12 protein-coding genes are annotated in these 12,932 nt (G+C 51.1%); 5 read left to right on the forward strand and 7 right to left on the reverse strand.

From position 1 onward, the window contains the following. Positions 1-2: 2 nt before the first annotated feature. The 3 genes from BMW65_RS11065 to BMW65_RS11075 are packed head-to-tail and all read left to right on the forward strand — an operon-like array spanning position 3 to position 3,631. The gene (locus BMW65_RS11065) at positions 3-791 is read left to right on the forward strand and encodes an enoyl-CoA hydratase/isomerase family protein (protein ID WP_090605299.1); all 789 of its coding nucleotides are present in this window, start codon (positions 3-5) and stop codon (positions 789-791) included. Positions 792-835: 44 nt separating this feature from the next. After that, positions 836-2,740: an OmpA family protein gene (locus BMW65_RS11070; RefSeq protein WP_090605301.1), complete on the forward strand. Its 1,905-nt coding sequence runs from the start codon at positions 836-838 to the stop codon at positions 2,738-2,740. Positions 2,741-2,752: 12 nt separating this feature from the next. After that, positions 2,753-3,631, forward strand: a complete 879-nt coding sequence (locus BMW65_RS11075) for an SMP-30/gluconolactonase/LRE family protein (RefSeq protein WP_090605302.1) — start codon at positions 2,753-2,755, stop codon at positions 3,629-3,631. A 19-nt stretch (positions 3,632-3,650) separates the two neighbouring features. On the opposite strand, the gene BMW65_RS11080 is transcribed toward BMW65_RS11075, so the two are convergent. From BMW65_RS11080 to BMW65_RS11100, 5 genes are all read right to left on the reverse strand, one after another. After that, on the reverse strand, positions 3,651-4,214 hold the full coding sequence (locus BMW65_RS11080; RefSeq protein WP_090605304.1) for a type 1 glutamine amidotransferase domain-containing protein: 564 nt from the start codon (positions 4,212-4,214) through the stop codon (positions 3,651-3,653). A gap of 92 nt (positions 4,215-4,306) precedes the next feature. Beyond that, positions 4,307-4,966, reverse strand: coding sequence for a ligase-associated DNA damage response endonuclease PdeM (gene pdeM / locus BMW65_RS11085; RefSeq protein WP_090605306.1), 660 nt, complete (start codon positions 4,964-4,966; stop codon positions 4,307-4,309). Between the two features lie 4 nt (positions 4,967-4,970). Beyond that, positions 4,971-7,403: a ligase-associated DNA damage response DEXH box helicase gene (locus tag BMW65_RS11090; RefSeq protein ID WP_245747615.1), complete on the reverse strand. Its 2,433-nt coding sequence runs from the start codon at positions 7,401-7,403 to the stop codon at positions 4,971-4,973. A gap of 88 nt (positions 7,404-7,491) precedes the next feature. Continuing rightward, positions 7,492-9,084 (reverse strand): ATP-dependent DNA ligase, encoded by a 1,593-nt coding sequence (locus BMW65_RS11095; RefSeq protein WP_090605308.1) that lies wholly within the window; start codon positions 9,082-9,084, stop codon positions 7,492-7,494. Continuing rightward, positions 9,081-10,073, reverse strand: a complete 993-nt coding sequence (locus BMW65_RS11100) for a ligase-associated DNA damage response exonuclease (RefSeq protein WP_090605309.1) — start codon at positions 10,071-10,073, stop codon at positions 9,081-9,083. The genes BMW65_RS11095 and BMW65_RS11100 overlap by 4 nt, the downstream gene beginning before the upstream one ends. A 62-nt stretch (positions 10,074-10,135) precedes the next feature. Here BMW65_RS11100 and BMW65_RS11105 point away from each other — a divergent pair, with 62 nt between their 5' ends. Then, complete coding sequence (locus BMW65_RS11105; RefSeq protein WP_218145386.1) at positions 10,136-10,576, forward strand: acyl-CoA thioesterase; 441 nt, start codon at positions 10,136-10,138, stop codon at positions 10,574-10,576. Between the two features lie 86 nt (positions 10,577-10,662). Here BMW65_RS11105 and BMW65_RS11110 read toward each other — a convergent pair whose 3' ends face one another. Together BMW65_RS11110 and folB are read right to left on the reverse strand one after the other, a co-directional pair. Then, positions 10,663-11,100 carry an Hsp20/alpha crystallin family protein gene (locus BMW65_RS11110; protein WP_090605311.1) on the reverse strand — a complete coding sequence of 146 codons (438 nt, stop codon included), beginning with the start codon at positions 11,098-11,100 and terminating at the stop codon, positions 10,663-10,665. 119 nt (positions 11,101-11,219) lie between these two features. Next, complete coding sequence (folB, locus tag BMW65_RS11115) at positions 11,220-11,597, reverse strand: dihydroneopterin aldolase (protein ID WP_090605312.1); 378 nt, start codon at positions 11,595-11,597, stop codon at positions 11,220-11,222. 128 nt (positions 11,598-11,725) lie between these two features. On the opposite strand from folB, the gene BMW65_RS11120 reads away from it, so the two are divergent. Continuing rightward, entirely contained in the window at positions 11,726-12,898 is a 1,173-nt protein-coding gene (locus BMW65_RS11120; RefSeq protein WP_090605314.1) for an acyl-CoA dehydrogenase family protein, read from the forward strand. Positions 12,899-12,932: the final 34 nt, after the last annotated feature.

The following is a 12,932-nucleotide window of genomic DNA, read 5'->3' on the forward strand; positions in this document are numbered from 1 at the left end:
TGATGGGTACTGTTATGGGCGCTGGATTCGTGAAAACGGAGATGTATACCCCGGGGTTAGCCGCGATTACGTTTGACCATCCCGTCCATAATTCGCTGCCATCGGCATTGCTTACCCAACTCTGCGATCAAATTCAGGCTGCAAGTGCCAATGAGGCTACTCGATTAATCTTGTTGCAAAGCGGCGGCAATGGGACGTTCTGTGCAGGCGCGAGTTTTGACGAGTTGTTGGCTTTAGCGGATCAGCAGGCTGGGATTGCATTTTTCGCCCGGGTGGCCGATGTCATAAACGCCATCCGGAAGTCGGCCAAGCTGATCATTGGAAGGGTACAGGGCAAAGCCGTAGGCGGCGGCGTGGGCATTATCGCGGCGTGTGACTATTGTTTTGCGGTGGAAAAGGCTGCCGTTAAGCTCAGTGAAATCAGCATCAATATTGGCCCGTTTGTCATCGCTCCGGCTTTGATACGCAAAATCGGTACCTCGGCGTTTACCGTACTTTCGCTTAATCCTACGTTGTTTTTCGATGCGCAGTGGGCGCAGCAATGCGGGCTTTTCCATGCCGTACAACCTACTGTTTCCAAACTCGATGAAGCCATTCACCAATTTTGTTCCGCACTGCTCGATAAAAACCAGGAAGCGCTAATGGCGCTTAAACAGACGCTTTGGTACGACACAGACCACTGGGACAAATTCCTTTACGAACAAGCAGCTATCAGCGGCCGCCTTGCACTTAGTCCGGAAACCAAGCAGCTGCTAAGTGCAATTAAAAAAGGCAATCAGCACGAAAAATAAACAGGAAAAACACGTATCTTAGCATAGGAAATATATTCCGTCTGATGCGAAAACCATTATACGCCTTATCATTGTGCACTATGTTGTTTTTCCTCCATGGATATGCACAGGAGCGATCGGGCAACAAGAAAGCCCAGCAGGCGTTTGATAAAGCAGGGAATCAACTAAAAAATAGGCAGTACGGATTGGCCATTGCGTCGTTGGAGTCTGCCGTCGAGCTGGATCCGGCATTTGCCATTGCGCACCAGCAATTGGGCGATATTTATCGCAGGCAGCATGATTATGACGAAGCGGCACAGCATTATTCCCGTGTCATCCAACTGGATTCTACCTTGACTTCGCTTACTTGGTTCGGGCTTGGCGAAAGTTTGCTACATACAGGCAACTACCGGGAAGCATTGGTTGCACTACAGAAATATGCAGCCACACCGGGGTTGGATGAAGCAGGCAAGCGCCTCACCGATAAATATATCACCGATTGCGAGTTTAGCTTATCCGCTGTGATGCATCCTGTAGCCTTTCATCCGCAAAACCCAGGGCCGGCAATAAACAGCGAACACGACGAATATTTTCCCAAGCTCACAGCGGATCATCGAACCATCATTTTTACACGTAAGGTAAATGGTCAGGAGAATTTTTATGAAAGTTCAAAGGACGGTACTGGAGCATGGCAAACCGCACAGTTTCTACAGGGGGATATCAATTCGGAATTATACAATGAAGGAGCTCATTGCATCTCGCCCGATGGCAAATACCTGTTTTTCACAGGATGCAATCGTCCAAATGGATTGGGCAGTTGTGATATTTACGTATCTCGGCGTGAGGGCGACCGTTGGAGCGAGCCCCACAACCTTGGCACTCCCGTCAATAGCCAAGGCTGGGAGGCCCAGCCCGCATTGGGGGCGGATGGTCGGACGCTTTATTTTGTGAGCAACCGAAGCGGCGGCCAAGGCGGCTACGATATCTGGGTGTCTACGCTTCAGGACGATGACCAGTGGGGTGAGCCGCAGAATCTTGGCCCTACCATTAACACACCCTTCAATGAAAGTTCGCCATATATTCACGCAGATAACCATACGCTTTATTTCGTGTCCAACGGATGGCCGGGATTTGGCGACAAGGATATCTTTAAAAGCCAAAGGGATAGTGACGGCAACTGGCAACAGCCTGCCAACCTCGGCTTCCCCATCAATGACCACCACGAGCAAAGCGCACTGACCGTAAGCATGAATGGCAAGCATGCCTTTTTCTCGGCCCGAAGGCCCGATGCACTGGGCGGGCTGGATATTTATACGTTTGAATTGCCCGAGGTAAACCAGCCAGACCCCGTTGCTTATCTCAAGGGTATCATCGTAGACGCTGAAAGTAAGACACCTATACAGGCAGAGGTAACCGTGACAGACATCCTAGCCAATCAAATCCTCTACCATGAATCGGCAGACTATGAAGACGGCACATTCCTTGCCCCCCTGCCATTTGGCAAGACATATGCATTGCACATCAAGCAACCCGGTTACCTCTTTTTCTCAGAAAATTATCCGCTGGATGACAGTACCAAAATCAATGATGCCTACGAAATACAGATCAGTTTATCCCCCATAAAAATAGGCAGCACGGAAACACTTAATAACATTTTTTTCGACACCGATAAATACGAATTGCTTCCCCAATCAAAAAGTGACCTAGACAATCTGGTGGAGTTCCTTCAGCTAAACAAAACCATACGGATAGAAATTAGTGGGCATACAGACAATACGGGAAACGAAACTTACAACCAGACACTTTCGGAAAACCGGGCAAGAGCCGTGCATGACTACTTGGTAAGCGCTGGTATCGCTGATGTCCGCTTGACGTATAAAGGATATGGGCAATCGCAACCCATCGCTGGCAATGAGACCGAAGAAGGACGCCAACTCAATCGCCGCACTGCTTTTAAAATCATTAAATAAATCCGCTAATCAATGAATCGAAAAATTTATCTCCTTGTTTTGTTATTATGGGCATACGGATCCGGATGTATTGCCCAGGTGGTGGCACCCAATGCCCAGTTGCAGCTCGTAGCCGACGGCTTCGGCTTCACCGAAGGTCCTGCTGCTGACGCGGAAGGAAACGTGTTTTTTACCGATCAGCCCAACGACCGGATATGGAAATACAGCACCGATGGGAAGTTGTCCATTTTCATGGAGCCCGCTGGCCGCGCTAATGGCATGTATTTCGATAAGGAGGGCAACCTCATTGCCTGTGCCGACCAACACTACGAATTGTGGCGTATCAGCATGGATAAACAGGTTGAAAAGCTCGTTGTAAGTTATAGTGATTCGCTGTTCAACGGCCCCAATGATGTGTGGGTATCCCCATCGGGTTCTATCTATTTTACTGACCCCTATTATCAACGGGATTATTGGGATCGCACTGAGCCAGATATGCCGACACAGGCCCTCTACCGATACCAGAACGGGCAGGTCGATCGCTTGGACGACCAGTTTAAAAAGCCCAATGGCATTGTTGGTACACCCGACGGCAAAATGTTGTATGTAGCGGATATTGGCGACAGTAAGATATATCGGTATCGCATCCATAGCGATGGTTCGCTCACCGACAAGGAATTCTTTGCACCGCAGGGCTCCGATGGTATGACCATCGACGAACGTGGAAATATCTACCTTACGGGCAAAGGCGTAGATGTCTACAATCCCAATGGCGAAAAAATCGAACACATCGATGTCCCGGCCAATTGGACGGCTAACGTGTGTTTCGGTGGCCACAACCGTGATGTGCTTTTCATCACCGCCAGCGACAAGGTGTTCATATTGAACATGCAAGTAAAAGGGGTCGACTAAACGACCCCTTGTCTACCCCTTATGCATGCTGTCCGGCATGCTTGCCTTCGGCAAACTCTTCGATGACCTTTTCATTGAAATCTGGTAGGTCGTCTGGCGTGCGGCTGGTCACCAGGCCTTGATCAACCACCACGGCGCTGTCTTCCCATAGCGCCCCGGCGTTAATCAAGTCCTTGCTGATGTTTTTCACCGACGTCATCCGGCGCCCTTCCACCACTTCCGCGTCAATCAACACCTGCGGGCCATGGCATATTGCCGCCACGGGCTTCCCGGCATCAAAAAACGCTTTCACGAAGTCCAAGGCCTTTTCGTTTACCCGGAGTTTGTCTGGATTTATCACGCCGCCGGGTATCAACAATGCATCATAATCATCCGCATTGGCCTGATCCAGCGGTACATCCACATCAAAATCAAGGCTCCAGTCGTTGCCTTTTTTAGCGCGTACCACGTCCTTTTTGGGCGATACGATATGAGTGGTTGCACCTTCCAGTTGCAGCGCGTCCCTCGGGCTGGTCAGCTCAACTTCTTCAAATCCGTCAGCGGTCAGGATAGCCACTTTTCGATCTTTCAATTCTTCAGCCATAATGTCATCCTCCTTTTTTTGTCATTACTATTTATAATAAGTTACAGGAGAATAGCTGTCTTTGTTTTTGAAAAATTGGATTGACTGGCCTATCAGCTTTCCAGCGGTTTCCATTCCAAGACTTCATTGCCGGCTACGGGGTAGATATGTGCGCCGCGGATCGGCTGGAGCAGGTATAATCCTGTGAGCGCGCCAAAAGCCGGTAGCAACAGCGTCCGCTGATGGCGGTAGAAACAAGGCAATCGGTAAGATTGTCGCCCTTTCGCCGGGATGAGACATCCCGGATGCACATGGCCCGCAATGTTGAATTGGCTGGCCATTACCTGTTCCATCGGATGGTGGGTACAAACGATATAGGGTGTTACCGGATAAGACGCACGTACTTCCACGCTGTTTTTCTCTAATAAATCATCCGGCAAAACATCGTGATTGCCACGGGTAAGGACAAAGTGGGTGGTCGGGTTTGCCCTGCGGAATCGTTCAAACGCCAGCCATTCGCTGTTCAGATCGCTATGGAATAGGTCGCCCAGCAACACAACGGTACGAATAGGATGGTTGTCCAGCAACGATTGCAAGCGCATCGTGTCCTTATCCGTAGGCAAAGCAGGCATGAAAATTCCGGCCTTACGGAAGTGGGCAGCTTTACCCAAATGCCAGTCGGCAATGATCAGGGTATCCTGATCGGGCAGCAGCAGCGCCCTTTCGGGAAGCATGACGAGGGAAGTGCCCAGAATCTGAATGGTTTTCCCCATACGGCTAAGCCTCCAATTGTGTTTTCAACTTTTCCAAACGTGCCTGCCAATCTTCGTTGCTATACCGCTCGCGGAATGACTCGGCAAATACAGGAAACGCAAAGGGCGTAAGCCGATCCGGCCGCCGCAGCACGATGCGATGCGTGCTGATCCGTTCGAACGCTTTATACATGCGCGATGCTTCCAGTTGGAAATCATAGACTTCATCATATGCCTGCCGCAGGAGCAGGTTGTCCGGATCGTATTCTTCAAATACAGAAAAGAATAGGCCTGAATTGGCTTGCAGGTACTTGGTTTTCATGGGTTTACCCGGGTAGCCTTGGAATACCAGGCCAGCTATGCCGGCGATATCCCTGAATTTGCGCCGCGCCATTTCGCGGATGTTGATGCCGTTCCGGATATCGTCAAACAGCCGCTCGGTTGAAAATAACCCGTTTTGCAAGGCTTCTTCCAAAGGCAGCGGATCGTCGCAAAGCAGTTCAAAGCCGTATTCATTACTGGCAATGCTGAACGAAGCCTTCCGGATGCTGCTGATCCGATAGGCGACCACCGCGGCCATGCCTTCATGCACCAGCTTTCCCTCAAACGGAAAGACAAACAGATGATGGCCGTACTGCGTATGGATATACTCTACCAGCAACTCGTCCTCCGCAGGCAGTTCGGATACCCTGCGCTGCTCATCGAACAGGGGCTGGAGGAAACGCAATTCCACCGGATAGGTGGGCAATTTACGGTGGAGCTCCGTAAAGGTATGCCGCAAGGCCGCTCCAAAATTGTCCGAGATGGGAAACCGGCCGCCCATCCAGGATGGCACTGCCCCTTTCTTTCCCGTTGCGGGGCGTACAATGGCCTGGATATCTTTCACGCGTACGAGCTCCAGTAGCCGGCCTGAAAACCAGAAGGTGTCGCCAGGTTGCAGGCGGGAGATAAACCACTCCTCGATGGTGCCGAGGTATTTGCCACTCAGGAATTTCACGCGCATCATCGTATCGGACACGATGGCACCGATGCTCAGGCGGTGGCGCATCGCCACCCGCTTGCTGGTGACGCGGTAGGTGCCGTTTTCCAGCACCACTTTATGGAATTCCTCATACGTATCCAGCGTGCGGCCGCCTTTCGTGACCATGAGCAGGCATTCGTCAAACTCCGCGCGGCTGATGGAAGCAAAACAATGCGTGCGCCTCACCTCTGCGTACAGCTCATCGGCATGGAATCCATCAGACACCGCCAGGGTAACCATGTACTGTACCAGTACGTCAAAAGACCGCACATAAGGCAGACGTTGCTCCAGCAATCCGTTGTGCACAGCATAGCGGATGGCGGCCCCTTCCATGATTTCGAGCGAATGGGTGGGCAGGAAATAGATTTTGCTGGTCTCACCGGGACGATGACCGCTCCGTCCGGCACGCTGGATAAACCGGGCTACCCCTTTGGGCGATCCGATTTGCACCACACAATCCACGGGTCGGAAGTCTACGCCCAGATCGAGGCTACTGGTGCACACTACGGCTTTCAGGATGCCACGGTGCAATGCATCCTCCACCCACAGGCGGAGCTCTTCGCTCAGCGATCCGTGGTGGATGGCTATCGCACCTGCCAGTTCCGGTGCTGCCGCCAGCAGCTGATGGTACCAGATCTCGGCTTGCGACCGTGTATTCGTAAAGAGCAATGTAGACCGATGCATATTGATAATGGGCAGTACCTTGTAAATCATTTTGGTGCCCAAATGGCCCGCCCAGGGAAACCGATCCAGCTCATCGGGAAACAAGGTCTCCATGTAAATGTCTTTTTTCAGTTCGGCTTTTACCAGGCGCCCCCTTTCATTGGTGCCCAGCAGGATATCCATCGCTTCGCCAAGGTTGCCGATGGTTGCCGAGATGCCCCACACCCGAAGGCCGGGGCAAATTGTACGCAGGCGGCTGAGCGCTAGCTCCACAAGCACGCCCCTTTTGCTGCCCACCAGCTCATGCCATTCATCCACCACCACAAATTCCAGTTGATCGAAATAATCCTGGTAACCTTTTGAAGCCAGTAATAGATGGATGCTTTCCGGGGTGGTGATGAGTGCTTGTGGTGGCATTGTCCGCTGTCGCTGGCGTTCGTTGGTGTCTGTATCACCCGTCCGCAGCCCGATACGGTAGTCCAGATCCAGTTCCTCACTGACTGAGCGGGTCGCTAGGAGTATTTCTGCCGAAAGTGCCCGTAAGGGCGTAATCCAAAGGCAATGGAGGTTTTTTTTCTTTCGTTCCTTGCGGTAGTACTGCTGCAATACACCAAACCACACCGCAAAAGTCTTTCCGTACCCCGTGGGGGCATTCAATAATCCCGATTGGCCGTCAGCGATGGCTTTCCAGGTGTCCTGCTGGAAATGGTGGGGCTGCCAACCCTTATTGAAAAACCAAGCATCGGCAAATGCGTTCATCTCTTCACGCTCCATTTGCTATTCGATTTCCTCATTTGCCCTCAAAACTGATGTATGCCTCCTGTTTTCAAAGTTACAATTTTGCGCGAAATCAATACATACCTTATTGGGATGCCGCAATCAATTGCAGCAAATCCGTCTTAGTGTTCGCTTCACCAGCTTTCTTGTCGCGACGCCAACGCAGGATACGCGGAAAACGCAACGCCACGCCCGATTTGTGCCTGCTACTTGCCTGAATGCCTTCGAAAGCAATCTCAAACACATGGTATGGCTCCACACTGCGCACGGGTCCAAAGCGTTCCAGGGTATGACGTTTTATCCACCCGTCCAGTTCGGTGATTTCCTTGTCGGTAAGTCCCGAATACGCTTTTGCAAAAGGTACGAGCGTGTCGCCATCCCATATGGCAAACGTATAGTCGGTATAAAGGTTAGCCCGGCGCCCATGCCCGCTCTGGGCATAAATCAGTACCCCGTCTACCGTCAGCGGGTCGGTCTTCCATTTCCACCAGTTGCCCCTTCTGCGTCCGCTGCCATATATGCTGTCTTTGCGCTTGACCATCACACCCTCGCAATGGAAATCCCTTGCATGCTGGCGGAAAACTGCCACTTCCCCCCAATTGTTGAAAGGCATCAAGTCCGACAGCAGCAGTACACCTTGCAAGCTGGGTGACGACAGCAATGTTTCCAATAGGTTTCTACGGTACAGCATGTGCATATTCCGGATATCCTTCCCTTCCCATTCCAATAGGTCGAAACATACCATCACCAGCGGTGCTTCCCGAAGCACTTTCGGCGAAAGTGTTTTCCGTCCGATACGTGTTTGCATCACCTGGAAAGGTAGCGGCCGTCCATCTTGCCAGGGGATGATTTCACCATCAACGACCGTGCCGTCCGGCAATAAATCGTCCAGCGACCCAAATTCAGGAAATTTGTCGGTCAGGAGATCTTCCCCTCTACTCCACACGAAAAGTTGGCCATTGCGCACCACTACCTGACCGCGTATACCGTCCAGTTTTTTTTCGATATACCAGTCGCCAATGTCGCCAAGTGATTCCGGCGTGCTGTCCAGTTGGTAAGCGAGGTAAAACGGATAAGGCTGGAAGTCCCGCGTGCCCTGTCCGGGTTCGGCAAACAGTGATGCCATGGTCTCTTTCGCAGGCGACCATTTACCCATCAGGCGGTGGGCTACCGCTGCCTCATCAATGCCTAGGTAAACGGCAAGTGCCTTGATGACCAACTGGCGGGATACGCCCACCCGGAAATTGCCGGTAATCAATTTAGTAAATACAAACCGCTGATCTTTGTCTAAATCCCGCCAGTAGCTGGTGATGAGGTCCTTTTTTCGTTCATCGGCCAGATCAGGAAGCGTAGCGAGTTGTGTGATGACTTCCGGCAACTGATAATCCCTTGTAGGGGCATGTGGGGGCAGCATCAAAGCAATCGCTTCGGCGAGGTCACCCACGATGTGATACGATTCTTCAAATAGCCAGTATGGGATTTCGCTCATATCAGCAGCCCAAAGTTTAAGATCCGCCGTCTTCACTGGTCGCTTGGGCCGGTTGCCTATCAGCAGTGCGATGGCATACAGGCTGCTTCGATCATCGCTGTGCCGCAGATAGTCGACGATGGCCGCCACCTTATCATTTGTCTTTGTTGTCTGGTCAATGGTTACAAATAGTTGGGTAAATAGCTTCATGGTTCGTCCTCCTCAATCGCGGCACCCTGCAAGTGTACCTCAGATGCCCGGAGCCCATATCGTTCACGAAGCCACTGCGCAAATTGCCCTTCGTAGCCATGAGTGACATACACGTGCTCCGCACCTGTGGCGATCACAGCACGGTTGAGCTGCTGCCAGTCGCTATGATCGGACAATACAAACCCGCGGTCTACCCCTTTGCGACGCCGGGTGCCACGCAATTGCATCCATCCGCTGCACAACGCAATACGGTAAGGGGCCAGTTTTTTCAGCCATGGCGAGCCGAAGGCTGACGGCGGAGCAACGATTGCAGCTCCCTTCAAAGTATGCCTATCCATGTCTGCGGCGAGGTATGCTCCAGGGAAATCGTATCCGATGGTGGCCAGTGCCGCGTTTACATTGGCGACCGCACCGTGCAGGAATATTGGGCCGACGGATGTATCCAAGTGATGGAGGATGGTTTGCGATTTTCCGAGGGCATAGCCCAGCAATACCGTATTCATTCCCGTTGTTGCGTTTTGCGACCACCAAGTGTTGATGTCGGAGAAGACAGCTGCCGGATCCGGAAATCGGTAAATCGGGAGCCCGAATGTGGATTCCGTAACAAAATGATGGCACGGTACAGGCTCATAGGGCGTACTTACGCCGTCATCCGTCCACTTATAATCACCGGATACCACCCAGACTTCCCCCCGATATTCCAGACGTACCTGCGCTGACCCAATGATGTGCCCTGCCGGATGCAAGCTTATCCGCAAGCCATTGATGGCGATGACTTCTTCGTAATCCAACGTCTGGATAGTAATGTCCGGCCCCAGCCGAAGCCGTAGGATGGGTGCTGTATGCCGGTGGCACAGGTAATACTGCATTCCCCACCGGGCATGATCGCTATGCCCATGCGTGATGATGGCCCGTTCCACGGGCTCCCAAGGGTCGATGTATACATCGGCTTGCGGACAGTAAATGCCCTGTTTGGTGAATTTCAGCATCGTTGGAAATTAAACAAAAATAGCGCGCCATGGTTTATGCGAATTATTGCTATGTTTGGATTATGGAGAACGTATGCTATGAAGGGCAGGTTATATGGGCCCAGATTGATGCCAACAGGCATTTACGGCATTCGGCCTATGCCGATTTTTGCGCACAGGCCCGGAGCAATATGTTGGAAAAAATAGGACTTTCGCTTGACAAGATTGCGGAAACGAACATCGGCCCGGTTTTATTCCGGGAGGAACTGGTATATTTACGAGAAATCCATTTGAATGATTGGGTACAAGTAACTGTGGTCATGACAAAATACAACACCGCGAATTCGCGGTTTTCATTTCGTCACGAGATTTACCGTTCGGATGGCACCAAATGCGCGGTAGTGACGGTGGACGGTGCATGGATGGATTTGGTAAAACGGAAGCTTACCGTTTTGTCGCCCGAATGGCAAGCCATCGTGGAGCAGTTGCCGAAAAGCGAAGATTACCAGGAATTATCAGCATGACGCGCCAAAAGAGAAAACCCGCGGGACACCTTGATCCTGCGGGCTTTCCATTTGTTACCCACTGATTATCCTACGCACAAATTCTTCTACTTCACTTCAATCAACCGTGAAGCTAATTTTGCTTCTTCCTTTTTGGCAATAGCTACTTTCAGCACGCCATCCTTGTAATTTGCATCGATACTGTTATGGTCGATGCTATCGGGCAAAGTAAAGGACCTGGCAAATGATGTATAGCTGTATTCGCGTTTGCTGTACTTCTTGCTTTCGGCTGTAGTTTCGGCCTTCTTTTCAGCGGAGATAGTCAATACATCACCGTCCACATTGATTTTGAAATCACCTTTTTCCAACCCGGGAGCAGCCAGTTCAATGTGATAGGCATCACTTGTCTCAGCCACATTTACCGCAGGTACGCGCGAGATAAAGCGGTCAGACAAAAATGAATCGTTGAATATTGGGTTGAAGAAATCATTTACCCAATTGTCTACTCCCCTGTTTTTGTTTCCTTGAAATTTTACCAATGTCATTGTTCAATCCTCCTATAAATTTTGTTTGTTTTCTAACTTTGGTAAGGTGCGTCCAAAATATATACCAAGGAAGAAATGAAATTGTTTTAATGACTTTTTGACATCATATTGGGAAAAAATCAAGACATTTTGTCTTGTTCCCACGTTAAAGACACTGCAGCTTTTGCATGGTCCCCGCCAAAGGGCGGATGGTTTTTGCAAATACTTACTTCAATTTCAGACACCACAGGAAAGTCCTTCCGGATGCGGCCCAACATCGCTTCGGCTACGGTTTCCAGCAGTTTCCGTGATTGCTGCATTTCCGTTTTGGCGATGGTATAGAGTGTTTCGTAGTTGACTGTATTTTGCAGGTCCTCTTGACCATCATGCTGCTTGTCAAATTTTACCCGGATAGCTACCGTAAATTCATTGCCGAGCACCTGTTCTTCCGGATAGTAGCCGTGATAGGCATAAAACCTCAAGGCCGTAAGTGCGACTGTTTGCTGGATATTTCCCATGTATGCAAACCTACGATATTTACTGTTAATGTATAAAAGGGATATACGAATCCATAAACGCACAGCAGTGTGTTTGCCGTTGGCATAAATCAACTTTTATCACTATACTTGTACGCCAATACACAGATATGAGCCAATACAACGCGCCAGATTATTACTTATTGGATGAACTCATCGGTGAGGAGCATTTGCTCATCCGCGATAGCGTGCGGCAATGGGTCAACCAACAGTTGCTGCCTGTCATTGAGGATTATGCCCAACGGGCAGAATTTCCAAGCCAATTGTTGCCCGGCATGGCGCAGCTTGGGTTGTTCGGTCCTACTATTCCAGAAGAATATGGTGGCGCTGGGTTGGATTACCTTGCCTATGGCATCATGATGCAGGAACTCGAACGTGGTGATTCCGGTATCCGATCCACGGCATCCGTCCAAGGCTCATTGGTGATGTATCCGATATATGCCTATGGAAGTGAAGAGCAAAAGCGGCATTACCTGCCCAAGTTGGCCAATGGTGAGCTGATGGGGTGCTTTGGCCTCACGGAACCCAACCATGGATCCAATCCGGCAGGCATGCTCACCCGTTTTGAAGACGACGGTGATCAGGTGGTGCTCAATGGATCCAAGATGTGGATATCCAACGCACCCTTTGCAGATATTGCCATCGTGTGGGCAAAAAACCCGGAAGGAAAAGTACAGGGGCTTATTGTGGAACGCGGCATGGAAGGGTTTAGCACGCCCGAGACGCACAACAAGTGGAGCCTTAGGGCCTCGGCTACCGGCGAACTGGTGTTTGATCACATGCGTGTACCCAAAAACCATATCTTGCCCGGCGTCACCGGTATGCGCGGCCCGCTTAGCTGCCTCAATCAGGCCCGCTACGGCATTGCGTGGGGTGCCTTGGGAGCTGCGATGGATTGTTACGACACGGCCGTACGCTACGCGATAGAACGCGAGCAGTTTGGCAAACCGATCGGCGGGTTTCAGTTGCAGCAAAAGAAACTGGCGGAAATGCTCACCGAAATCACCAAAGGACAACTGTTGGTATGGCGCCTGGCCACATTAAAAAATGAAGATCGCGCCACGCCCGCACAGATATCCATGGCCAAGCGCAACAGTGTGGCTACGGCATTGCAGGTGGCCCGCGAGGCGCGTCAGGTGCTTGGGGCCATGGGCATTACGGGCGAGTATCCCATCATGCGGCACATGATGAACCTGGAATCGGTAGTGACCTATGAAGGTACGCACGATATCCACCTGCTGATTACCGGCATGGATATCACCGGAATAAATGCATTTGGTTAGGCTTTAAGCCGGGAAGTCTGGGGTCAGGAGAAGT

The organism is Parapedobacter koreensis (genome assembly GCF_900109365.1).
GTDB classification, from domain to species: Bacteria; Bacteroidota; Bacteroidia; order Sphingobacteriales; family Sphingobacteriaceae; genus Parapedobacter; species Parapedobacter koreensis.